This is a genomic window from Kribbella sp. NBC_01505 (genome assembly GCF_045040285.1).
Lineage (GTDB): Bacteria > Actinomycetota > Actinomycetes > Propionibacteriales > Kribbellaceae > Kribbella.
Genome location: NZ_CP109425.1, coordinates 3,944,913 through 3,968,430 on the forward strand (window position 1 = coordinate 3,944,913; position 23,518 = coordinate 3,968,430).

A 23,518-nucleotide genomic window follows, 5' to 3' on the forward strand; every position below is an offset into this window, starting at 1 on the left:
CAAGTCCTGGTCGTGTGAGCATCGTGGGGTGCCTATCGATGAGCAGGTCTTTGTCGCATTCGTACTGACCACGTTGCTGGCCATGGTGGTTCCGGGTCCGGACATGTTGTTCGTGCTGGGCTGTGGGATTCGGGGCGGTGCCCGGGCCGGGATTCTGGCAACGGCGGGTGTTGCTACCAGCGAGGTGATTCACGTGGCCCTGGCGGCGGCCGGGTTGGTGGCGTTGTTCGCGGCGGTGCCGGCTGCCTTCGCGGTGACGCGGATTGTCGGCGGCGCCTATCTGGTGTTCATGGGGATCCAGCTGATTCGCAAGCGGGGTCAGGGTTTCGACGGCGCGGAAACCGGTGCGGTGTCGGGCCGGCGCGCGTACTCGATGGGGCTGCTGACCAACCTGGTGAACCCCAAGATGGTGACGTTCACGCTGGCGTTCCTGCCGCAGTTCGTCGATCCGGCGCGGGGACCGCTGTGGGTCCAGTTCGCCGTACTCGGGGCGGTGCTGGTTGTGCTCGAGTTCCTGGTGGACGGCGCGGTCGGGGTGACGGCAGGCCGGATCGGCGGCTGGCTGCGGAGCCGGGAGCGGGTCCGGCGCGGGATCGACGCGACGACGGGCGGGCTGTTCATCGGCCTGGGGGCCCGCCTGGCGCTGCAGCGATGATCGGCTGATTTCCACCGGTTGTGCACGGGAGCTGTGGACAAGTGGAGCGGGTTCCCACAAGTTCCACAGGCCTGTGCACGGAGATGTTCACAGGCCTGTGGAAAACTTGGGGAGACTGGTCGGTTTCCGGGGGATCGAAGGGATGTCGAGGCGACCGGCTAGGGTTGGTCGAAGAATTCGGTGGCGGCTCGACGAGGAGATCGCGTGTTCGACGGTGGCGGTTCCGGCGGTTTCGACATGTCCAACCTGCTTGCGCAGGCCCAGGCCATGCAGGACCAGCTGATGAAGGCGCAGGCCGATCTGGAGACCCAGGAGGTCTCGGGCTCGGCAGGTGGCGGGCTGGTGACCGCGGTGGTGTCCGGCACGGGCGAGCTGCTCAGCCTGGACATCAAGAAGGATGCGGTCGACCCGGAGGACACCGAGACGCTGGCCGATCTGGTCGTCGCCGCGGTCCGGGACGCCTCGGAGAACGCGAAGGCCGCCGCCGCGCAGGCGATGGGCCCGCTGGCCGGTGGCATCCCCGGGTTCGGCGGCGAGTCGCCGTTCGGTGACGCCCCGGCGAGCCCGGAGCTGCCGGGTGGCGGGATCGGTTTCACCAAGCCGTCCGGTCCGCCCGGCCAGAACCCGGTCTGACGTGTACGAAGGCGCCGTCCAGGACCTGATCGACGAGCTCGGCCGGTTGCCGGGAGTCGGTCCGAAGTCCGCCCAGCGGATCGCGTTCCACCTGCTGGCGTCCGACGAGACCGACGTACGGCGGCTGGCGCATGTGCTGATCCAGGTCAAGGAGAAGGTCAAGTTCTGCGAGATCTGCGGCAATGTCGCGGAGGAGCCGCAGTGCCGGATCTGCCGTGACCCGCGCCGGGACCTGAGCCTGATCTGCGTGGTCGAAGAGGCCAAGGACGTGGTCGCGATCGAGCGCACCCGCGAGTTCCGTGGCCGGTACCACGTGCTCGGCGGGGCGATCTCGCCGATCGAGGGGATCGGGCCGGACGAGCTGCGGATCAAGGAGCTGCTCCAGCGGCTGGCCGGTGGAGAGGTGATGGAGATCATCCTCGCCACCGATCCGAACCTCGAGGGCGAGGCGACGGCGACGTACCTGAGCCGCTTGCTGCGGCCCATGGGCTTGCGCGTGACTCGATTGGCTAGTGGACTTCCAGTAGGCGGTGACCTCGAGTACGCCGACGAGGTCACACTCGGACGGGCGTTTGAAGGGCGACGATCGATCGATGACTGAATCAACCGATATTGCAGAGCGCGCGCTGAGCGCCGACTCCGGCGACCTCGCCGAGTTCGCGGAGCAGATCGCCGACCAGGTGCAGAGCTTCCTGATCTCGGTGCGCGACATCGCCGCGCAGCCGGACGAGGAGGGGATCGACGAGGGACTCGCCTCGTTGCCGTACCTGCTCCTCGAGGTCAGCCAGCTGCTGCTGGCCGGCGGCCGTCTGGGCGCGTTCGAGGACTTCGTGCCGGAGGAGCGCTTCGAGTCCGACGCGGGCCCCGACCCGGATCTGGACGCGATGCGCGACCGGCTGGCCGTGCTCTTCGAGGGCCTCGACGAGTACGCCGAGGTCTTCGACCCGTACGCCGCACCCCCGGAGATCACCGTCAACCGGCTCTCCGACGACCTGACCGCGATCGCGACCGACCTCGTGCACGGTCTGGCCCACTACGAAGAGGGCCGGATCGTCGAGGCGCTGTGGTGGTGGCAGTTCTCGTACGTGTCCACCTGGGGCGCGGCCGCGAGCGCCGTACTGCGGGCGATCCAGTCGCTGATCGCGCACGATCGGCTGGAGCCGGCCCACGACCCGGAGACCGAAGCCACCGACCGTGAACTGGTTGAGGTGGCCGAGGAAGCCGTTCAGCGGCGATAACCCGCATGACATCGGGAACAATGTCCAGATGTCCGTTCATGAAGTGATCCGGCGACTGCCCGATATCGGCGCGGTCCGCCGGGTCAGCCGCGCGCTCGCCGTTCTCGATCTCGTGCTGGACGGCGGCGACGACATGCTGCCCTTCTTCGCGTTCGACTCCCGCTGGTCGGAGACCGAGGAAGCCGCGCTGATGCGCGACGGCTCGGGTAACGAGTATTCGATCGTGTTCTCCCCCGAAGGCGCCTTCGCCTACGGCTTCGACCACGATTCGCCGATCTCGCCGTGGCTGCACAACAACAAGCTCTGGCCCGGCCTGCTCGATGGTGTCCCCGAGGTCTTCCATGCGGCCCGCGACGAGCCGGCGTTCGCGGATCAAGGTGTTCCGCGCGCGACAGTCTGCTTCTGGCGGACCACAGCCGACGACGCGTGGCGGACCGGCCCGGTCGATGGTGCGCTGGACGGTGCGGAGTACCTGTTCAAGCTACTCGCCGACGGCCGGCCGGAGGCGTACCTGACCTTCGCCGAGGACTACTTCGACGTGAAGCTCGACATCGAACCGATCCGGCACGTCTACGCCCTGATGCCCCTGACCGAGTACGTGGTCACCTCGCTCAACCCCGAACGCCGCCTTGCCGACCTCGCCGAAGGCATCGCCGAAATCGGCTACCCACGCTCGTAGTCAGTGCGCAGGTCGGGTGCGGCGGCGTCTGCTGCCGTAGAAGATGGTGAGTGCGGTCAGGCCGGTGAGGCCGGCGGTGATAGCGAGGGTGGGGTCGGGGTCCTTTCCGGGGGCGTCCGCCAAGCGGGGCTTTAGGATTCCCAGCGGATCCACCAGGATCTCGGTCCGGTCGCCGGCCCGGAACTGCTCCCAACAGTTCTCGCGCTGCGTCAGCACGTGTTCCCGCTGCTGACCGCCGAGCTCCTTGACGGTGCAGACCAAGTCATTACCGCGCCGGTTGTCCTCGTCGACCACCTTGGTCACCTCCACGGCGACCGGTTTGCCCACGCTCTTCAGATAGAGGTCGTAGACGGCCGGCCCCGCGAACAGCATCAGTGCGCCGATCAGTACCGCGGCCAGCGTCGCTGCGCCGGCGCGGCCCCACTTGTATCCAATGAGAGTCGCCGTCACCGCAAGAACCGCCAGGTTGCAGACCACGCCGATCCACAACGACCACAGCGTCACCGTGGTGGCCGCGAACATCGCCACCGGCAGCACGATCGCCCACATCACTGACCGAACCGTCAACTGCGCCTTCGAGATCACGAGGTCAACTCTGTCAGAGGGCGGAGCTGCGCCGCTCACCAAGTGGGTGTGACCGGGGTCGGCTGAGCGTCGCGAGTAGATGCCGCCGGGGTTGGTGAGTGGGGGCCGGTCCGCGCGGGGTGCTAGTGGGCGTTGACGACGCCTTTAGATGCTGCCTAATCGGGCAGCATCGGCATCACCAGGCCTTGGTCGTGGCCGAGGAGGACGCCGCGGGTGATCGCGTTGGCGCCGAACTTGTCCTTGACGTCGTCGAGGGCTGCGTCGAGTTCGTTGTTGGCGGCCTTGTCGAAGGGGAGGGCCAGCTGCACAGCGGCCTCGTTCTCCAGGTTGCCGACGGAGATGCCGATCATCGTGAGGCCCTGGGAGCTGATCAACGGTTGCGCGGCAGCGAACAGCGCCCGGGCGGTGATCAGCACGGCCCGCGTCTGATCAGTTGCCTGAGGCAACGTATGGGACCGCGTCGCGCGAGTGAAGTCGTCGAAGCGCAGCCGCAACGTCACCGTCCGCCCGGACCGGCCAGCGGATCGCATCCGGCGGGTGACCCGATCGACCAGCCCCGCCAGTACGGCGTCCAGCGTCGCCGGTGACTTCCGCGACCGCCCGAGTGCCCGCTGCGAACCGATCGACCGCCGTCGACGCCCGACCTCGATCGGTCGTGGATCGCGGTTGTGCGCCAGGGCATGCAGATGCCGCCCCGAAGCCCGGCCGAGCATCGCGACCAACGCGGCCTCGGGTAACTGCGCGACGTCCCCGACCTTCGTCAGCCCGCGGGTCCGCAGCTTCTCGGCGGTCACCTCGCCGACTCCCCACAACCGCGAGACGTCCAGTGGATGCAGGAACTCCAGCTCGTACGCCGGTGGCACCTCGAGCAGGCCGTCCGGTTTGGCGATCCCACTCGCCACCTTCGCGAGGAACTTCGTCCGCGCCACCCCGACGGTGATCGGCAACCCGACCCGTGCCAGTACATCGGCCCGCAACTGCCGAGCGATCGCCACCGGCGTACCGGAGATCTTCCCGAGCCCGCCGACGTCCAGGAACGCCTCGTCGATCGATAGCCCCTCGACCAGTGGCGTGGTGTCCTCGAAGACCTTGAAGACTGCCTTGCTGGCCTCCGAGTACGCCGACATCCGCGGCTCGACGATGATCGCGCCGGGGCAGCGCTGGAGCGCCTGGCCGCCGTTCATCGCGGTGCGCACACCCATGGCCTTGGCCTCGTAGCTGCAGGCGAGCACGACGCCGGCCCCGACGATCACCGGGCGGCCGCGCAGCCGCGGATCGTCCCGCTGCTCGACCGACGCGTAGAACGCGTCCAGGTCGGCATGCAGGATCGTCGCCGCAGTCGCCGCAGTCGCCGATCCGAGGGCCGTCACGAACACATGTTCGCATACTCTCAGGAGAACAAGATAGGGAGAAATCCCGAGGCGCCGCGCGAGTTTGTCAGGACAGAATCATCCCCATGGACCTGACCGCGTATCGCGACCTGTGGCGGACCCCTGGTGTGATGACGCTGCTCGCCGCGGCGCTGACCGCGCGGATGCCGGTGATGGCGACGATGGTCCCGCTCGCGTTCCTGGCCAAGGACGCCTCCGGCAACTTCGGCTGGGCCGGAGTGGTCGCCGGTGCCTACTCCATCGGTACGGCGGTCGCCAGCGTCGTCTGGGCCCGTTTCGCCGACCGTAGGGGTGCTCGCCGGGTCGTCATCGTGACCGGCACGGCATGGGCCCTGATGATGGCCGTGACCGCTCTCCTGCCCTACGGCTGGTACCGAGTGCTGCCGGTGGCCGCTGCCCTGGCAGGTCTCTGCGTAGCTCCGGTCGCCTCGACGTCACGCGCCGCCTGGCCGCGCCTGGTGCAGGGCGGACGGCTACGCGTGCTCTACGCCCTCGACGCGTCAGCCACCGAGCTGCTGTTCGTCATCGGCCCCATGCTCGGCGCAGTCATCGTCAGCATCGCCAGTCCGCGCGCCGGTCTGCTGGTCTGCGCGGTTCTGGCAGCCGCAGCGATCTGGTGGTTCGGGCTGAAGCAGCAGTCCACAGCGATCCGGGAGACGATCGAGGCCAAGCGAATCACCGCGCGCGAGCTGCTCTGGCATCGTCATCGGCTGCCGCTGGTGATCGCCTTCGGCTTCATGGTGATGGGGTTCGCGTCCATGTCGCTCGGCATCGTCGCGTTCGCGGACGAGCACGGCAATCGACTGATCGCCGGAATCCTCGAGACGGTCGCCGCACTGGGCAGTCTGATCGGTGGACTGGTCGGCGGTGCGCTGCCAGGCGGCCGCGCTTCCTATGTCTGGCGGCGGATGCTGGTCTTCACCGTGCTCGCGGCCGGCTGCGTGTTCGCGACCGCCTCAGTGGTCGCGCTGGCGATCGCCCTGTTCGCGGCCGGTTGTCTGATCGCGCCGACGGTCGGTGCACTGTACGAGCGGCTCGGCGCGATCACCCCGGCCGCGGCGCGGACCGAGATGTTCGGTTGGGTCTTGAGCGGCGGGATGATCGGCTCGGCGGCTGGGTCGGCTGTCGGTGGTGCGGTCGTGGAGAGCTTCGGAGTCCGCTACGCGTGGGCGCTGATGGCGGTCCTCGGCGTACTCGGCACGGTGGCGGTCTTGCGGGTGCCACCCCATCGGCCGGTCGACTCCACACTCGAGAGTGCTCCGGTCGCGGCGTAGTGCACCTTGTAGCCCGCCTCCAGGGTGCCGGCAGCACCAGCACACAAAGAGATGAGCTTGAAGGACCGTCGGTCCAGCGCAGTGCCCTGACCGGCGCGGACCGGGTGGATCTGCAGGGTGACGTCGTCCAGGAGCCGCCACCGCAGCAGGGACCGGATCAGAGCCAGGCTGCCGATCACATGCAGGTCGGGACCTGGCACCTGCTTCAAGGCCGCGAGCACTCGGCGCGGATCGCCTTTCAGAACCTCGCTGTGCGGCTGGTAGGCCACCGGAGTCGACGCAAGCACGAGCTTGCGGACCGAACGCAGTCCCGCGACCGATCCGGCGTACTGCTCATAGGTGCGGCGTCCCAGCAGCACTGTGTCCGTGCCCGCGGACAGTTCGTCGATCACACCGCCCAGTGCCGGCGCTGGTAGCCACCGCTCCGGCCGGTCCACGATCCCGTCTTCCGACATACACAGATTCGCAATGATCGCTCGCATCCGCGCCGCCCCCTCCATCGTCGTCTACATGCTCGATGCAGGGAGTGGGCGGAAGGTTTCGAAATTTCAGCGGCGGCCGCGACGGATCTCGGTCTCGAGCGCGTCCAGCCGGTTGTCCCAGAACTTGCGGTACCGGTCCAGCCAGCCGTCGATCTCGCGCAGCGGTTCCGGGGCGACGGCGTACAGGCGGCGGGTGCCGGCCACGGTGACGGTGGCGAACCCGTTCTCGCGCAGCACCCGCAGATGCTGGGAGACGGCCGGCTGGCTGATCCCGAACTCCGCGTGGATCGTCGCCGCGATGCTGCCGGCCGGCAGCTCGCCGTCGGCCAGCAACTCGATGATCCGGCGCCGGACCGGATCGCCGAGGATGTCGAAGGCGTGCACGCCCGCATTGTTTCAGTGATGACTTATATGAACAAGTGGTCCAGTCCACCGGACGGTTTCCGGCGGGCGCGGCCCGGTGCCGCCGAACCTCCGGACGGACCAGCTATTTACCGCACGTGACGGCCGAGGCCTGGTCAGCCGGTAGGCAACGGCGAGGTCACGGCTAGAATGAGCGCTGAGACTACGCCTGGTGCAGTGCCGCACGGCGTACCGCAACCAGTGGCAACCAAGTGGTTTTGAGGAGACACAGCTGTGGGACGCGTCGTGCACAAGTACGGCGGTTCTTCGGTCGCAGACGCCGATGGCATCAAGCGCGTCGCCCAACGAATCGTCGCTAGCAAGAAGGCCGGGAACGATGTCGTCGTCGTCGTCTCGGCGATGGGGGACACCACCGACGAGCTGATGGACCTGGCCAAGCAGGTCTCTCCGCTGCCGCCACCGCGCGAGCTGGACATGCTGCTCACCTCGGGTGAGCGGATCTCGGCCGCCCTGCTGGCGATGGCGATCGCGAACCTCGGCTACGAGGCACGCAGCTTCACCGGCTCGCAGGCCGGCGTGATCACCACGTCCGCGCACGGCAACGCCCGGATCATCGACATCACGCCGGGCCGTCTGGAGGAGGCGCTGGCGGAGGGCCACGTCGCGATCGTGGCCGGCTTCCAGGGCGTGGCGCAGGACACCAAGGACATCACCACGATGGGCCGCGGCGCCTCCGACACGACCGCGGTCGCGCTGGCCGCCGCGCTCGAGGCCGACTACTGCGAGATCTACACCGACGTGGACGGCATCTTCACCGCGGACCCGCGGATCGTGCCCGCCGCCCGGCAGATCCCGAAGATCTCCTACGAGGAGATGCTCGAGATGGCCGCCTGCGGCGCGAAGGTGCTGCACCTGCGCTGCGTGGAGTACGCGCGGCGCTACAACGTCCCCGTTCACGTGCGTTCCTCCTTCTCGCAGAAGGAAGGCACCTGGGTTGTCGATGCGAAGGAACTGGATCAGATGGAACAGGCGATCATCACCGGCGTGGCCCAGGACACCAAGGAGGCCAAGATCACCGTGGTCGGGGTCCCGGACAAGCCCGGCGAGGCCGCCCGGATCTTCGAGACGGTCGCGGGGGCCGAGACCAACATCGACATGATCGTGCAGAACGTGTCCGCGGTGGCCACCAACCGCACCGACATCTCGTTCACGCTGCCCCGTGCCGACGGCTCCCGCGCGATGTCCGCGCTGGCCCGGATGAAGGACGAGGTCGGCTACGAGCAGCTCCTGTACGACGACCAGATCGGAAAGGTCTCGGTGGTCGGGGTCGGGATGCGCTCGCACCCGGGCGTCTCCGCGAAGTTCTTCTCCGCGCTGGCCGACGCCGGCGTGAACATCGAGATGATCTCCACCTCGGAGATCCGGATCTCGGTGGTCGTGGACGAGAACCTGGTGGACGCGGCCGTGACCGCGGCGCACACTGCATTCGACCTGGACGACCAGCACACCGGCGCGGTCGTGTACGGAGGAACTGGACGGTGACCCCTGTGAGCGCTGTGGAGAACACGATCGAGGACCGGACGGGTCTGCCTTCGCTGGCGGTGGTCGGTGCGACCGGCGCTGTCGGCTCGGTGATGCTGACCCTGCTCTCGACCCGGGAGAACGTCTGGGGTGAGATCCGGCTGATCGCCTCCGAGCGCTCCGCGGGCAAGCGGCTGAAGGTCCGCGGCGAGGAGGTCGAGGTGGTCGCGATCAGCGCGGCCGCGTTCGACGGCATCGACGTGGCCATGTTCGACGTACCGGACGAGGTCTCCGCGCACTGGGCGCCGATCGCGGCCGCGGCGGGTGCCGTCGTGGTCGACAACTCCGGTGCGTTCCGGATGGATCCGGACGTCCCGCTGGTGGTCCCCGAGGTGAACGCCGAGGCGGCCCGCAACCGTCCCAAGGGCATCATCTCGAACCCGAACTGCACGACCCTGTCGATGATCGTGGCGATGGGCGCGCTGCACCACCGCTACGAGCTCGAGCAGCTGGTCGTGGCGTCGTACCAGGCGGCCTCCGGGGCCGGTCAGGAGGGCATCGACACCCTCTACGACCAGCTGACCAAGGTGGCCGGCAATCGTGAGCTGGGCAAGACGCCAGGCGACGTACGGCGGGTTGTCGGCAACGGCCTCGGCCCATTCCCGGCGCCGTTGGCGCTGAACGTGGTGCCGTGGGCGGGGTCGCTCAAGGAAGGCGGCTGGAGCTCGGAGGAGCTCAAGGTCCGCAACGAGTCCCGCAAGATCCTCGGTCTGCCCGACCTGAAGGTCTCCGCGACCTGTGTCCGGGTGCCGGTGGTGACCACGCACTCGTTGTCGGTGCACGCGCGGTTCGCCCACGAGGTCGACGCCGAAGGCGCTCGCGAGGTGCTGCGGGACGCTCCGGGCGTGCTGCTGTTCGACAACCCGGCCGAGGGCGAGTTCCCGACGCCGGCCGATGTCGTCGGTACCGACCCGACCTGGGTCGGCCGGGTGCGCAAGTCGCTCGACGACCCGAACGCGCTCGAGCTGTTCGTCTGCGGTGACAACCTGCGCAAGGGCGCCGCGTTGAACACGGCCCAGATCGCCGAGGTCGTCGCGAAGGAGTTCACCCCAACGAAGGGCTGACAAGGTGACGTTCTCCCGTCGAACGCTGCTCGCAGGGACGCTGTTGGCGGCCGCGCCGCTCAGCGCGAAGGCGACAGCCGGCCCGCTTGCTGCCCTGTGGGCGGTGAACGACGGCGAGAAGGTCGACGCCGACGACCTCGCGAATCCGAACAAGCAGCACAACACTGCCTGGGACGGTCACACCGCCCGGGTCTTCGGCGCGCGCAACGAGGTGGTCGCGTTCCAGCTCGTCGCGGAGGCCGGCGCGGCCGGTATCGGCGCGCTGTCGGTTCGGCTGCCCGTTCTACGGCAGGTGGGTGGGCCTGGCGTGATCCGCTACGCGCCGCCCGCCGCGGATCCGACGTACACAGTAGGTCGTCAGATCCAGGTCTTCTCCGAGCGCTATATGCGCATCTCCGAGAAGTCCAACGCGGACTGGATCTACCTGCGTGACTCCCCGGCCGAGCCGCCGGATCCATTGGGGGTCAAGCCGGTCCAGCTCGTGCCGGAGAACGCCGTACAGGGTGGTTTCCCGCTCACCGTGCCGGCCGCCACCAACCAGGCTTTCTGGTTCGACATCTACATTCCGCGGCGGGCGCCGGCGGGTGTTTACCGCGGACAGGTTGAGGTCCGGGCCGATGACCTGCACAGGGTCGTGCCGGTCGAGCTGACGGTGTTTCCGTTCACGCTGCCCGACCAGAACAGCATCACCGCGATGTTCTACTACGAGAGCTCCCAGGTAGAGCTGCGGTACGGCCGCAACCTCGACCCGGTGTTCCACCGCTTCGCGCACCGGCACCGCGTCGAGTTCGTGGACGCCTACGACATCACGAAGGCCACCGCGGCCCGGAATCGCTTCACCGGCACGGATTTCACCCGAGCGAACGGCTACGAAGGTCCGGGAGAGGGTGTCGGAAACACCCTTGTCCCACGGACTTTCTACGGCCCCGAGCCCGACTTCGACACCCCCGAGAAGGCGAAGGCCAACGCTCCGCTGTGGACCGACTGGCTGTCGCGGAACCTGCCAGGCAAGAAGACATTCCTCTACATGCCGGACGAGCCCGGGACCGAGGAGTACGAGTACATCCGCTCGCTGTCCGCGGCCGTGCGGGCGTCCGGCGCGCCGCTGCCGATCTTCACCACCCATTCGTACGACGCTGTGCTCGACGGACCGGACAAGGCGATCGACATCTGGGCGACGGTTGCCGATCTGTACGACTCCGCGGCCGCGCGGATGCTCCGCAAGCAGGGCCGGGACATGTGGTTCTACAACGGCCAGCGACCGAACGTCGGCTCGGTGGTGATCGAATCGCCGGCCACGGATCCGCGCGCCAATCTGTGGGCGGCGTACAAGCACGACGTCTCGACGTACTTCTATTGGCACACTGACCATTGGCGGCACAACAAGCAGGTCCTGCCGGGCCGCGAGCGCAACCAGAACGTCTGGGTCGACCCGGTCACGTTCTACAACAAGCGCGGCTGGTGGGCCAACGGTGACGGCGTCCTGATGTATCCGGGTGAGGACCTGATCTACCCGGACCAGGACCGGGGCATCGCCGGACCGATCTCCACGATCCAGCTCGCCAACTTCCGCCGCGGTCTGCAGGACCACCTGTACCTGACGATGGCCCGCGAGCTCGGCCTGGACCACCTCGTCGATCGGACGGTCGAGCAGATCGTCCCGGCGGTCTTCGACGATGCCGGACCGCGCGTCTCGTTTCCCCAGCAGGGCAACGCTTTCGAGCACGCGCGGCTCGAGCTCGCTCGGGCCATCTCGGCCCGAGCGCGGTGATCAGAGCCAGTTCTCCCTCGCGGCGTGCAGGGCGAGCTGGAAGCGGGTGCTGGCGCCGGTACGGTTCATCAGCCTCTCCAGGTAGCGGAAGAACGTCCGGCGACTGATCCCGAGGGTGCGCGCGATGGTGTCGTCGGCGGCACCGGTCGCGAGCAGGGCGAGCAGCCGGCGCTCGATCGGCTCCAGTCTGTCGTCCTCGGCGCCCACCGACGCGTGCAGCGGCAGGGCATTGCGCCAGCACAGCTCGAACATGCCGATCAGTGCGGTCAGCAGACTGCTCGGCCGGATGATGAGCAGCGACCTGTTCACATCGGTGTCGCGCACCGACATCGATACGAACGCCATCGAGCCGTCGATGATGGTCAGCTTGGCCGGTACGTCGGGCAGCACGCGGGCCTGCTCGCCGGCCTCCACACACGGCAGGATGTTCTCGGTCAGGTAGCCGGGCACCTCGACCGACTCCGGTGAGTACACGACCCGGTAGGCGACGCCGCGGCTGAGCTGGTCGATCTCCTCCTGGTTCGGGCCGCCGATGTAGTACGGCGGGGAGTCGATGGCCAGGATCTCGCGCTGGGCGCTGCCCTTGATCTGGTGGATCCGCTCGACGATCGCGCTGCCGGTGACGACCTCGATCAGGTGCGTCGTGGACTCGTTGTGCACGGTCCGCCGGAACTCGTCGTACGCGTTCAGGACCTCGATCCGGGCCTGCTTCAGCTCGGACTCCCGGCGCAGCGTCATCGCCTCCAGGCCAGCGTCCGGAGGCACCGGCAGGAAGCGTGAGTGGTCGGACCCGGACCGCCGCGCCAGGCCCGCCTGGACCAGTGCGCCGAGGATGCTGTCGATTGGCGCCGAGCGGTCCGGTACGCCGTCGTCCAGCTCGGTCACCGACGAGGGCCCGTTCCGCAGCAGGTGCTGGTAGACCCTGATCTCGTCGTCCTTGAGTCCGAGCACCCGCAAGTGGTCGGCACGCTCCGTGGCCGAGCTGCTCACGACTCGTCCCTCCCGTCCGAAAGCCGTCACCGTCCGCTACCGCCTTTCCAGCCTAGATCGGACACCTCAGAGCGATCCGCACTGTCCGTGTCCTGTTGAATGCAGGCAGCGATAATTGTTGTCCTGTCAGCATTCTTGTGCCGTGTCACCATCCGGCCACCATTTCCGCGCAGTTGTGAGCGAGAATTGAGGTCCAGCAGCCCGGCGACGGACCACCTGAGCGCCGCCGGGCTGCTGTTCCAATTCTGGCGTGTGTTCGCTCTTCCGTCAGCGGAGCCCGTTTCGGTTGGGTCTCGATCCCGGCGTATCGGTGCCCTCGCACTCCCGTGCCATCACCGGCTGTGCTGGAGGGTGTACAAACTGTGCATCTCCATCGTGAGGCCGATGAGAAGGAGAGTCCGATGCGACCGGTACCGCGCCGCCAAGCCCGCGCTGCCGTTCACCTCGGTTCTACCGTCCCCGGTGCCCGTCGTTCGACGGTACCGCCTTCCTGCGCGGCCTCTGGCGCGATGACCGCCGCCCTGGTCATCGTGCCTGCCGATCCGGTGCTCGCCCGGCCCGACTCCGCCCAGTGCGGCCGGGCCACCGGATCCAGTGCGCGGTCCCAGGAGGTGCCGAGCGGTGCTCCGTGGATGGTGAGGCTGTCCATGGGGAAGCGGGGACAAGACGTCCACCGCGCGGCTCGCCCCGGCCACAAGGCACCCCTGGGACCCGCCGGTACGACGGCCCTCTGACGGGCTCTGTGACGTGCTCGGCCCAACTTCGTGGCCACCCCGGACGTCGTACCGGTGAATTGACCCGGATTTGATGCTCTGACTGCGCTATTTGATGCTCAGGCAAGGCGTTTTGGCTCCTAGGAGCTGTCAAATGTATATTCCGGATAACGATCGGAGACGACCGGAGCCCCGGTGGCCCTCCTCGATCGGGCGCGACGTCGGTAGCCGTGCGTACGTCGTTGCTCACACTGGAGGACTGCTGTGTCATCGGCCCCAGCGCCGATCCGCTACTCTCTTCCCGGTCTGCGTGGCCCGTCGTCGTACCAGGGAACGGCGGAGAGTTCGGTCACAGAACACACCAGCGGCTGAACGTGGACAGGACTTCATGGCAGAGAGAGGCGTCGCCTGAATGAACGCGACTAGCGTCGACGAGGCATTCAACCCGTCGGTGCATGTGTATGAACCACACAAGGCCGGTTTGCCGCCCTTGCGCCCGTACTTCAAAGCCCTCTGGGAGCGCCGCGTGTTCGCGGCCGAGATGTCGCGGAGCGGAATCCGGGCGGCCAACACCAACACCTTCTTCGGGCAGATCTGGTTGGTCATCAACCCGCTGCTGCTCGCGGGGGTCTACTACCTGCTCACCGACATCCTCGCGGGCGGTGCGGCCCGGAAGGACTCGGGCGCGATCTTCGCGCACATGTGTGGCGGCCTGTTCGCCTTCTACTACTTCCAGGGCGCGGTCACGACCGGGGCCGGCAGTGTGGTCGGCGGCGGCAAGCTGCTGATGAACATGGCCTTCCCGCGGATGCTGCTGCCGTTGTCGGCACTGCGGACGGCGTTCTTCCGCTTCCTGCCGACGATGGTCGTCTACGCGGCGATCCACCTGATCACCAAGCAGCCGTTGCACTGGGTGATGCTGCTGGCGCCGGTCTTCCTGATCCTGCTGACGATGTTCGCGGCCGGGATCAGCATGATCTTCGCCGCCGCGCAGGTGTACTTCCGCGACACCTCCAGCTTCCTGCCGTACCTGATGCGGATCTGGCTGTACCTCTCCCCGGTGCTGTGGTTCGCCGAGAAGGCGCCGGCGAAGTTCCGCGACTTCATCCAGTACAACCCCCTCTACTCCCTCCTCGGCGGCTGGACCGATCTGCTGGTCCGCGCCAAGATGCCGGACCACGAGCTGTGGATCGGGGCGGTGGTCTGTGCCGTGGTGTCGTTCGCCGTCGGTTCGTTGTTCTTCATGTCGAGGGAGCGTGAGTTCGCTGTCCGTCTCTGAAGCCGAGAAGAAGACCATGTCAAACGTCGATGCCAGTCCGGCCGTCAAGGTCCAGGACGTCTCCATCACCTATCGGACCACGTTCGAGCGGGTGCCGACCTTCAAGACCGCGATCGTCCGGTTCGGCCGCGGCGAGCGTGCGGTCCGCGAGGTCAAGGCGGTCCAGAACGTCTCCTTCGACGTTCCGCACGGCACCGCGATCGGCATCATCGGGGCCAACGGCGCCGGCAAGTCGACGCTGCTGCGGGCGATCGCCGGCATCCTGCCGCCGACCTCGGGCCGGATCGAGGTGCACGGCCGGGTCAGCACGCTGCTGTCGCTGGGCGTGGGCTTCAACGCCCAGCTGTCGGGCAAGGAGAACGTCGTCCTCGGTGGTCTGGCCGCGGGTCTGACCCGCAAGCAGGTCCAGGAGCGGTACGAGGAGATCGAGGACTTCGCCGAGCTCGAAAAAGGGTTCATGGAGATGCCGATGCGGACGTACTCGTCCGGCATGTTCGCGCGGGTCGCCTTCGCGGTGGCCGTGCACATGGATCCCGACATCCTGATGATCGACGAGGCGCTGTCGGCCGGTGACGCCAAGTTCAAGACCAAGGCCGCCGACAAGATGAAGGAACTGGCCACCAACAGCCGGACGATGTTCCTGGTCAGTCACGGGATGAGCAGTGTGCGCGAGCTCTGCAACGACTGCATCTGGATCGACAAGGGCAAGCTCATGATGCGCGGCACGCCCGAGGACGTCATCGACGAGTACACCCGGTTCCTCAAGGTCGACGCCGGACAAGCTGTTTCGCGCGAGGACCTCTGACGATGTCTCGCGGGCCAGCGCCGGACGTGGGAATCATCACGACCGGCCACGATGTCGCCGATGCGCGTCTGCACAAGATCACCGCGGCCCTGCAGCACCGCGACCTCAGTGTCGAGCTGTGGGGCCTCGGTGAGCCCGAGGGCGGACCGGCGGGCGCTGTCGTGCACGCAGGCCCCCGGGGCAACCTGGTCCAGCGCCTGGCCCGGACGGCGGTGCTGCCGTGGCGCACCAAGGCCAAGGTGGTGATGACGGTCGACCCGGACATGATCCCGGTCACCCGGCTCGTCACTACGCTGCGGCGGCGCAAGATGGTCGCCGACGTGCACGAGGACTACACCCGGCTGCTCGCGGACCGCGCGTGGGCGAAGGGCCCGGCCGGACTGCCGGCCCGGATGATCGTCCGGGCCAGCTCCAAGCTGGCCGCCGGCGCCGACCTGACGGTTGTCGCCGATTCCCATCTTGCCCCGCACGAGGCGAAACAACGCCTCGTCGTCCAGAACTTCCCGTATCTCCCGTTCCTCGCGCTGACGCCGCCTACGGGCGCGCCCCGCGCGGTGTACGTCGGCGACCTGCGGGCCAGCCGCGGACTGTTCGACATGGTCGAGACGGTCGCCGCTGCACCGGAGTGGTCGCTGGACCTGGTCGGCCCGGTGGCCCCGAGCGACCGTGACGAGCTGGAGGTCCGGATCAACCGGGCCGATCTGGCCGGACGGGTCCGCCTGCATGGCCGGCAGCCACCGGCAGACGCGTGGCAGTTGACCCAGGGCGCCTGGGCCAGTCTGGCCATGCTGCAGCCGACCCCGGCCTTCGTCGAAGCGATGCCGTCGAAGATCTACGAGTACCTGGCCAGCGGTCTCCCAGTGCTGTCCACCCGGCTGCCACGGCAGACCCGGGTGATCGAGGAGTCCGGTGGCGGAGTCCTGGTGGATTCGGTGGCCGAGGCGTCGGAGACGTTGCGACGCTGGTCCGCTGATCCGGGTGAGCTGGAAAAACTGCGTGACCACGCGCTGCGGTGGGCGGCCGCCAACCTGCCCGCCACGACGCCGTACGACGACCTGGCCGACGCAATTGTCAACCTGCTGAAGGCATGACTCCTGAAAGGACGGGCATGACGGACCGCCCACACATGTTGTACGTCGCCTGGGGGTTTCCCCCCTGTCGAGGAGGCGGTGTGTACCGGGCGCTGGCAACCGCGAACCGGTTCGCCGCACTCGGCTGGAAGGTGACGGTGCTGACGGCCGAACGCGAGACCTTCTACCGCTTCACCGGTGCCGACGCGACCCTTGAGGACAGGGTCGACCCCTCCGTCGAGGTGGTCCGGGTGCCGTTCGACTGGCCGGTCATGGAGACCGATCTGCGCCGCTGGCCGAAGGCCCGGGCCCGGAATCCGCGGCTGTGGAGCAAGTGGCGGAACAAGCAGGACCTGATCCCGTTCCCGGAGCACGGCTACGGCCCCTGGCGCTCGGTGATCGAGGCGGCGGCGGAGCGCATCCATGCCGAGAACCCGGTCGACCTGACGGTTGCCACGGCGAACCCGCATGTCGCGTTCACGGCGGCGTACCACCTGCACGAGAAGGCCAACGTGCCTTACGTGATGGACTACCGCGACGCCTGGCTGCTCGATGTCTTCAGCGGCAACCGGCTGCACGAGCCGAACAGCCGCGCCGCGAAGTGGGAGAGGAAGCTGGTCGAGGGCGCGCAGGAGGTCTGGTTCGTCAACGAACCGATCAAGGCGTGGCACGTCGAGCTCTACCCGGCGCAGGCGAGCAAGATGCACGTCGTGGCCAACGGCTTCGACCCGGAGCTGGTCCCGGACACCAACGACCGCGGTCCGGTCACCGACCGCCCGCTGACCTTCGGGTACGTCGGCACGGTGTCGCCGAAGGTGCCGCTGCAGGACTTCGTCGACGGCTGGAAGCTCGCCGTCGAGCAGTCCGAGGAGCTGGCCGGTGCCAAGGCCAAGATCCACGGCTACCTCGGGTACTACGCCGTCCCGCGACCGGACATGCTGGCCGTGATCAACTCGGGTGCCGATGAAGGCGTGAGCTACGAGGGCCCGGTCGGCAAGGCCGAGATCGCCAAGGCGTACGACGAGTTCGACGTCCAGCTGCTGATGCTGGGCAAGGGCAAGTACGTGACGAGCGGCAAGGTCTTCGAGTATCTGGCGACGGGTCTGCCGGTCGTCTCGGTGCACGACCCGGAGAACGCGGCCTCCGACGTACTGCGCGGTCACCCGCTCTGGTTCCCGGTCACCGAGGTGACGCCGGAGGCCATCGCGGCGGCCCTGATCGAGGCCGCGCACGCGGCCCGGACGGCCGACGAGGGAATCCGCAAGAAGGCGCGTGAGTTCGGCACCGGCTACCGGCGCGACCTGGTGATGGACCCCCGGATCGAGGCGCTCGCCGAGGCCGTCAAGAAGAAGAGCGAGGTGCACGCATGAACCAGAAGGTTGTGCTGATGAGCACCAAGCGGTTGACGCCGGAGTACTTCGACACTGTCCGCGCTGACCTCGGTGGCGGGGACGACCTCGTCCTCGACGTCATCGGCTGGCTGCCGCCGGAGGACCTCGTCGACGACAAGGTCAACACGTTCACGCTGATCGGCCCGGGCCAGATGCCCACCATCGCCGACCGGGTGGAGAACCACGACGACGGCGAGGAGTTCGACGAGGCGCCGGACGCGGTGCTCGCGCCGGAGGCGGTCTCGGGTCCGCGCCCGAAGCAGAAGCCGCAGCCGACGCCGCCGTCCGCTGTCCGGGTCAAGAAGGCCGCTGGTTGGCGGGTCCGGCGGGTTCAACAGTCGGCTGTGCGCGTCGCGATGAAGATCGGTCCGGTGCGGATCGTCCGGGTCTCGCGGATGAGCAAGAAGATCAGCAACGCCTACTGGAAGCGGGTCCAGGCCCGTCCCGACGTGCGCGACTTCCTCGCCCAGGCCGACGTGGTCATCGCGCTGGACGGGAACGCGGTCTGGGCCGGTTGGAACCTCGGGCAGGAGCGGCCGGATCGGCCGGTCGTGCTCGGTCTGCCGGCCGCTCGCCGCGAGCTCGACCAGCTCAAGGTCCCGGCAGGTCATTGAGGTCATGTCCATGACGGTGTCGCGTTCGATTCGTGACAGCCTCCCGGCGCCAGTTGCCCGGACCGCGAAGGCGGTCCGGGCGCGTCTGCGTGGTCTGCGCTACTCGTACGCGACGCTGCCGGTCTTCCCACCGGCTGCCACCACTCCGGTGCGACTGCTGGTCGGACCGACCAACTCCGCCGGTCAGGGCTATGCCTGGGCCCGTGCGGCCGAGACGCTGCCCGGAGTCGCGGCTGTTTCGTTCGCGCTGCGCCGGTCGGCGGCGTTCCGGTTCGCCGACGACTACGACGTACCGCAGGCGTGGTGGAGCCAGTCACGTTGGGCACGTGCCCAGCGTGAGCACGTGCTGAGCAGTTACACCCACGTCATGGTGGAGTCCCTGCGGCCACTCCTCGGGTACGGCGGCCACCCGGATGCGGCAGCGGACATCGCCGTGCTGCGGCAGGCCGGCCTCGACGTCGCCCTGCTGTTCCACGGCTCCGACATCCGGCTGCCCAGCCGCCATGCGGCCCGCGAGCGGTTCTCACCGTTCACCCCAGGTGATGACCTCACCGACAAGCTCGAGGTCCAGGCCCGGCGGCATGCCGAGCTGGTCGAGAGCCTCGGCCTGCCCGTCTTCGTCTCCACGCCCGACCTGCTGATCGACGTACCGCAGGCGACTTGGCTACCGGTAGTCATCGACCCGGCGCCGTGGGCCGCGGCTGCTCGCCCGCTCTTCAGCGGTGAGCGCCCGGTCGTCGTGCACGTCCCGTCCAGCGCCAAGCTCAAGGGCACGGCCCGGATCGACGAGGTGCTGGGCGGTCTGCACGAGCGCGGCCTGATCGAGTACCGGCGGATCACCGACGTGGCGCATGCGGAGATGCCGAGCGTGATCGGTGCCGCTGACATCGTTGTAGACCAGCTCGGAATCGGCCTGTACGGCGTCGCCGCGGCCGAGGCCCTCGCGGCGGGCCGGATCGTCGTCTCGTACGTCGGTTCGGAGCTGCGCTCGCGGGTGCGTAGTCTGGCTGGGCGAGAGGTACCGATCGTGGAGGCGGACGACGACACGCTGGGTGACGTCGTCGGCGATCTCGTCGCCGACCGGGAGTCCGCGGCCGCACAGGCGGCGGCCGGGCCCGGGTTCGTGGCGGAGCTGCACGACGGTCGTCGCGCAGCCGAAGTCCTCAGCCAGTGGCTGACTGTTAAGGAGACCCTGTGACCACCCGCATCGCCCCGTCGGCCGACGTCGACGAGCGCGCCCAGATCGGCGACGGATCGTCGGTCTGGCACCTGGCCCAGGTCCGCGAGAACGCGGTACTGGGGAAGAACTGCATCGTCGGCCGCGGCGCCTATGTCGGGACCGGGGTCCGGATGGGCGACAACTGCAAGATCCAGAACTACGCCCTGGTCTACGAGCCCGCCTCCCTCGAGGACGGCGTGTTCATCGGCCCGGCCGTGGTGCTGACCAACGACTACTTCCCGCGCGCGGTGAACCCGGACGGTACGCCGAAGTCCGGGCACGACTGGGAGCCGGTCGGCGTGACGCTGAAGGAAGGCTGCTCGCTGGGTGCGCGCAGCACCTGTGTGGCGCCGGTCACCGTGGGCCGCTGGGCGACTGTCGCCGCCGGTGCCGTGGTGGTCAAGGACGTGCCGGACTTCTCGCTGGTCGCCGGGGTCCCGGCGCGCCACCTCAAGTGGGTCGGCAAGGCTGGCGTACCGCTGCTCGCTGTCGGGGACGGCGAGTGGAAATGCCCGAACACGGGCGAGATCTACATCGAAACCGACGGACGGCTGCGGCCGGCCGATGAAGCACAGGAGGAGAACTGATGGTGCAGCCGATTCCGGCCGCGAAGCCGATCATCGGGAAGGAGGAGCGCGAGGCTGTCGACCGTGTCATGCAGTCCGGCATGCTCGCCCAGGGTCCTGAGGTGGCGGCGTTCGAGCAGGAGTTCGGCGCAGCGCTGGTCTCCGGCCGGGCGTGCGTCGCGACGAACTCGGGTACGTCGGGTCTCCACCTCGGCCTGCTGGCCGCGGGCGTGGGACCGGGTGACGAGGTCATCGTCCCGTCCTTCACCTTCGCCGCGACCGCGAACAGCGTCGCGCTGACCGGTGCGACCCCGGTCTTCGTCGACATCGAGCCGACGTACTTCTGCCTCGACCCGGCCGCGGTCGAGGCCGCGATCACCGAGAAGACCAAGGCCGTCATGCCGGTGCACCTGTTCGGCCACCCGGCCAACATGACCGCGCTGCAGGCGATCGCCGACAAGCACGGCATCGCGATCTACGAGGACGCGGCCCAGGCCCACGGCGCGACCTGGAACGGCGCCCCGGTCGGCACCTTCGGCGACTTCGCCATGTTCAGCCTCTACCCGACCAAGAACATGACGTCCGGTGAGGGCGGCATGAACTCGGTCGCGAACGAGCAGCTCGAGCGCCAGATGCGGCTCTACCGCAACCAGGGCATGCTCAAGCAGTACGAGAACGAGGTCGTCGGCCTGAACAACCGGATGACCGACCTGCACGCCGCCATCGGTCGCGTGCAGCTGACCAAGGTCGGCGGCTGGACCAAGCAGCGGCAGGAGAACGCGGCCTTCCTGGACGCGAACCTGGCCGGTGTCGGCGTCCCGGCCGTGGCCGACGAGGCCAGCCACGTCTACCACCAGTACACGATCCGCGTCACCGAGGACCGCGACGGTTTCGCGAACGCGCTGCGCACCGAGTACGGCGTCGGCTGCGGCGTGTACTACCCGATCCCGAACCACCGGCTCCCGTCGTTCCGGCGCGAGCTGGAGCTGCCGGAGACCGAGAAGGCCGCGGCCGAGGTGCTCTCGCTGCCGGTCCACCCCTCGCTGTCCGAGGACGACCTGAACCGGATCGTGGCCGCGGTGAACACCGTGGCGAAGGCTGGTGCGTGAGATGGCGAACCTGAAGGCGGGCCTGATCGGCCTCGGCATGATGGGTCGTCACCACGCCCGCGTGCTGGCCTCCCTGGACGGCGTCGACCTGGTCGCCGTCGCGGACCCGGGCGGTGACAAGTTCGGTGTCGCCGGCGGTCGTCCGGTGCACTCCACCATCGAGCAGTTGATTGCCGAAGGCATCGACTACTGCATGGTCGCGGTGCCGACCCAGTACCACGCCGAGATCGCGAAGGCGCTGGCCGAGGCCGGCGTGCACGCGATGATCGAGAAGCCGCTGGCCGGTTCGTCGGCCGAGGCGACCGAGATCGCCAAGGCCTTCGAGACCGCCGGCCTGGTCGGCGCGGTCGGTCACATCGAGCGGTACAACCCGGCGCTGCAGGCGCTGCGGTTCCGCCTCGAGGCCGGCGACCTGGGCGACATCTACCAGATCACCACCCGTCGGCAGGGCCCGTTCCCGGCCCGGATCGCCGACGTCGGCGTGGTGCTGGACCTGGCCACGCACGACATCGACCTGACCGCGTGGGTGACCCAGTCCCCGTTCGTCACGGTGGCCGCGCAGAGCGCGCACAAGTCCGGCCGTGACTACGAGGACCTGATCGCCGTCACCGGCAAGCTGGCCGACGGCACCGTCACCAGCCACCTGGTCAACTGGCTGTCCCCGATGAAGGAGCGGCTCACCGTCGTCACCGGTGAGAAGGGCGCCTTCATCGCCGACACCCTGACCGCGGACCTGACCTTCCACGCCAACGGCACGGTCGCCACCGCGTGGGACGACGTCGCGCACTTCCGCGGTGTCAGCGAGGGCGACATGATCCGCTACGCGATCAGCAAGCCCGAGCCGCTGCGCACCGAGCACGAAGCGTTCCGCGACGCCGTACTGGGCAAGGACGCCGATATCGTCACGCTGCAGCAGGGCCTGACCACCGTCGCGGTGGCCGAGGCAGTGATCCAGTCGGCCGCCGAGGACCGCACCATCAGGGTCGCCACGCCGTGAAGGTTCTGAGCGTCGTGGGGGCCCGCCCCCAGTTCGTGAAGCTCGCGCCGATCGCGGAGGCTTTCGCCGCGACCGACCACGAGCACATCATCGTGCACACCGGTCAGCACTACGACAAGAACATGTCCGACGTGTTCTTCGCCGACCTGAAGATCCCGGCGCCGGATGTCCACCTGGGCATCGGCTCCGGGAGCCACGGGGTGCAGACCGGCGCCATGCTGTCCGCGATGGACGCCGTACTGGACGAGCACCGGCCCGACTGGGTGCTCGTCTACGGCGACACGAACTCGACGCTGGCCGGCGCACTGTCGGCCGTCAAGATGCACCTCCCGGTCGCGCACCTGGAGGCCGGCCTGCGGTCGTTCAACCGGCGGATGCCGGAGGAGCACAACCGCGTGCTGACCGACCACGCGTCCGACATCCTGCTGGCCCCGACCCAGGTGGCGATGGACCACCTGGCGAACGAGGGCCTGAAGGACAAGTCGCGGCTCGTCGGCGACGTCATGACCGACGTCTGCTTCCGGGTCCGCGACGCCGTCCAGGACAAGCCGCTCGATCTGCCCTTCAAGCAGGGCGAGTACCTGGTCGCGACGATCCACCGCCCCGACAACACCGACGACCCGGCGCACCTGGCCGGCATCATCGAAGGCTTGGCGAATGTCGGGCGCCCGGTGGTCCTGCTGGCGCACCCGCGGCTCGTCGCGAAGTGCGCGGAGCACGGCATCAAGCTGGAACGTCCGGACGGTTCGCTGCACGTCCGCGAGCCGCTTGCCTACCCGGAGATGGTTCAGGCCGTCATCGGTTCGGCCGGTGTCGTCACCGACTCCGGTGGTCTGCAGAAGGAGGCTTTTCTGCTCGGCCGCGTCTGCACCACGCTGCGCCCCGAGACCGAATGGGTCGAGACCGTGGAGTCCGGCTGGAACGTGCTGACCTCCGACGTGAGCAAGCTGCCCGAGCTGGCCGCTCGGACGGCGCCGACCGGCGAGCGCCCGATGCCGTACGGCGACGGTCACGCGGCCGGTCGCGTGGTCGCCACGCTCGCCGAGTAG

Annotated in this window: 25 protein-coding genes; 20 read left to right on the forward strand and 5 right to left on the reverse strand. The window is 68.3% G+C overall.

Going from position 1 to position 23,518, the window contains the following annotated elements; all coding sequences use genetic code 11:
- Window positions 1-28 precede the first annotated feature (28 nt).
- From OG474_RS18710 to OG474_RS18730, 5 genes are all read left to right on the forward strand, one after another.
- Window positions 29-655, forward strand: coding sequence for a LysE family translocator (locus OG474_RS18710; RefSeq protein WP_405063610.1), 627 nt, complete (start codon window positions 29-31; stop codon window positions 653-655).
- Window positions 656-859: 204 nt separating this feature from the next.
- Entirely contained in the window at window positions 860-1,288 is a 429-nt protein-coding gene (locus tag OG474_RS18715; RefSeq protein WP_405063611.1) for a YbaB/EbfC family nucleoid-associated protein, read from the forward strand.
- A 1-nt stretch (window position 1,289) separates the two neighbouring features.
- Window positions 1,290-1,889, forward strand: a complete 600-nt coding sequence (gene recR, locus OG474_RS18720) for a recombination mediator RecR (protein WP_391547481.1) — start codon at window positions 1,290-1,292, stop codon at window positions 1,887-1,889.
- Window positions 1,882-2,526 (forward strand): DUF5063 domain-containing protein, encoded by a 645-nt coding sequence (locus OG474_RS18725; protein ID WP_405063612.1) that lies wholly within the window; start codon window positions 1,882-1,884, stop codon window positions 2,524-2,526. The genes recR and OG474_RS18725 overlap by 8 nt, the downstream gene beginning before the upstream one ends.
- Window positions 2,527-2,554: 28 nt before the next feature.
- Entirely contained in the window at window positions 2,555-3,205 is a 651-nt protein-coding gene (locus OG474_RS18730; RefSeq protein WP_405063613.1) for a hypothetical protein, read from the forward strand.
- On the opposite strand, the gene OG474_RS18735 is transcribed toward OG474_RS18730, so the two are convergent.
- Window positions 3,206-3,790, reverse strand: coding sequence for a hypothetical protein (locus tag OG474_RS18735; RefSeq protein WP_405063614.1), 585 nt, complete (start codon window positions 3,788-3,790; stop codon window positions 3,206-3,208). It lies immediately after the preceding gene.
- Window positions 3,791-3,945: 155 nt separating this feature from the next.
- Entirely contained in the window at window positions 3,946-5,160 is a 1,215-nt protein-coding gene (gene dinB, locus OG474_RS18740; protein WP_405063615.1) for a DNA polymerase IV, read from the reverse strand.
- An 86-nt stretch (window positions 5,161-5,246) separates the two neighbouring features.
- On the opposite strand from dinB, the gene OG474_RS18745 reads away from it, so the two are divergent.
- A complete protein-coding gene (locus OG474_RS18745; RefSeq protein ID WP_405063616.1) occupies window positions 5,247-6,455 on the forward strand; it encodes an MFS transporter in 1,209 nt (402 codons plus the stop codon).
- Here OG474_RS18745 and OG474_RS18750 read toward each other — a convergent pair.
- Entirely contained in the window at window positions 6,341-6,937 is a 597-nt protein-coding gene (locus OG474_RS18750; RefSeq protein ID WP_405063617.1) for a dihydrofolate reductase family protein, read from the reverse strand. The genes OG474_RS18745 and OG474_RS18750 overlap by 115 nt on opposite strands.
- Before the next feature lie 66 nt (window positions 6,938-7,003).
- Entirely contained in the window at window positions 7,004-7,321 is a 318-nt protein-coding gene (locus OG474_RS18755) for an ArsR/SmtB family transcription factor (RefSeq protein WP_405063618.1), read from the reverse strand.
- Window positions 7,322-7,573: 252 nt separating this feature from the next.
- Between OG474_RS18755 and OG474_RS18760 the strand changes: the two genes are divergently transcribed.
- The 3 genes from OG474_RS18760 to OG474_RS18770 are packed head-to-tail and all read left to right on the forward strand — an operon-like array spanning window position 7,574 to window position 11,716.
- Entirely contained in the window at window positions 7,574-8,842 is a 1,269-nt protein-coding gene (locus tag OG474_RS18760; protein ID WP_405063619.1) for an aspartate kinase, read from the forward strand.
- Window positions 8,839-9,945 (forward strand): aspartate-semialdehyde dehydrogenase, encoded by a 1,107-nt coding sequence (locus tag OG474_RS18765; protein ID WP_405063620.1) that lies wholly within the window; start codon window positions 8,839-8,841, stop codon window positions 9,943-9,945. The genes OG474_RS18760 and OG474_RS18765 overlap by 4 nt, the downstream gene beginning before the upstream one ends.
- Before the next feature lie 4 nt (window positions 9,946-9,949).
- Window positions 9,950-11,716 (forward strand): glycoside hydrolase domain-containing protein, encoded by a 1,767-nt coding sequence (locus tag OG474_RS18770; protein ID WP_405063621.1) that lies wholly within the window; start codon window positions 9,950-9,952, stop codon window positions 11,714-11,716.
- Here the strand turns inward: OG474_RS18770 and OG474_RS18775 are convergent, their stop codons facing one another.
- Window positions 11,717-12,706: a helix-turn-helix domain-containing protein gene (locus OG474_RS18775; protein WP_405063622.1), complete on the reverse strand. Its 990-nt coding sequence runs from the start codon at window positions 12,704-12,706 to the stop codon at window positions 11,717-11,719.
- A gap of 401 nt (window positions 12,707-13,107) precedes the next feature.
- On the opposite strand from OG474_RS18775, the gene OG474_RS18780 reads away from it, so the two are divergent.
- The 11 genes from OG474_RS18780 to wecB all read left to right on the forward strand — a co-directional run bounded on the left by OG474_RS18780 (window position 13,108) and on the right by wecB (window position 23,518).
- Window positions 13,108-13,440, forward strand: a complete 333-nt coding sequence (locus OG474_RS18780) for a hypothetical protein (RefSeq protein WP_405063623.1) — start codon at window positions 13,108-13,110, stop codon at window positions 13,438-13,440.
- A 391-nt stretch (window positions 13,441-13,831) separates the two neighbouring features.
- Window positions 13,832-14,698: an ABC transporter permease gene (locus OG474_RS18785; RefSeq protein ID WP_405063624.1), complete on the forward strand. Its 867-nt coding sequence runs from the start codon at window positions 13,832-13,834 to the stop codon at window positions 14,696-14,698.
- A 16-nt stretch (window positions 14,699-14,714) separates the two neighbouring features.
- Window positions 14,715-15,503, forward strand: a complete 789-nt coding sequence (locus OG474_RS18790; RefSeq protein ID WP_405063625.1) for an ABC transporter ATP-binding protein — start codon at window positions 14,715-14,717, stop codon at window positions 15,501-15,503.
- 2 nt (window positions 15,504-15,505) lie between these two features.
- On the forward strand, window positions 15,506-16,594 hold the full coding sequence (locus OG474_RS18795) for a glycosyltransferase family 4 protein (protein WP_405063626.1): 1,089 nt from the start codon (window positions 15,506-15,508) through the stop codon (window positions 16,592-16,594).
- Window positions 16,595-16,674: 80 nt separating this feature from the next.
- The gene (locus tag OG474_RS18800) at window positions 16,675-17,943 is read left to right on the forward strand and encodes a glycosyltransferase (RefSeq protein ID WP_405063627.1); all 1,269 of its coding nucleotides are present in this window, start codon (window positions 16,675-16,677) and stop codon (window positions 17,941-17,943) included.
- On the forward strand, window positions 17,940-18,578 hold the full coding sequence (locus OG474_RS18805; RefSeq protein ID WP_405063628.1) for a hypothetical protein: 639 nt from the start codon (window positions 17,940-17,942) through the stop codon (window positions 18,576-18,578). The genes OG474_RS18800 and OG474_RS18805 overlap by 4 nt, the downstream gene beginning before the upstream one ends.
- Window positions 18,579-18,588: 10 nt before the next feature.
- Window positions 18,589-19,776, forward strand: coding sequence for a hypothetical protein (locus tag OG474_RS18810; protein ID WP_405063629.1), 1,188 nt, complete (start codon window positions 18,589-18,591; stop codon window positions 19,774-19,776).
- The gene (locus OG474_RS18815; RefSeq protein WP_405063630.1) at window positions 19,773-20,384 is read left to right on the forward strand and encodes a DapH/DapD/GlmU-related protein; all 612 of its coding nucleotides are present in this window, start codon (window positions 19,773-19,775) and stop codon (window positions 20,382-20,384) included. Before OG474_RS18810 ends, OG474_RS18815 begins: the two co-directional genes overlap by 4 nt.
- Entirely contained in the window at window positions 20,381-21,472 is a 1,092-nt protein-coding gene (locus OG474_RS18820; RefSeq protein WP_405064590.1) for a DegT/DnrJ/EryC1/StrS family aminotransferase, read from the forward strand. Before OG474_RS18815 ends, OG474_RS18820 begins: the two co-directional genes overlap by 4 nt.
- A gap of 1 nt (window position 21,473) precedes the next feature.
- Entirely contained in the window at window positions 21,474-22,469 is a 996-nt protein-coding gene (locus OG474_RS18825; protein WP_405063631.1) for a Gfo/Idh/MocA family protein, read from the forward strand.
- Entirely contained in the window at window positions 22,466-23,518 is a 1,053-nt protein-coding gene (wecB, locus tag OG474_RS18830; protein WP_405063632.1) for a non-hydrolyzing UDP-N-acetylglucosamine 2-epimerase, read from the forward strand. Before OG474_RS18825 ends, wecB begins: the two co-directional genes overlap by 4 nt.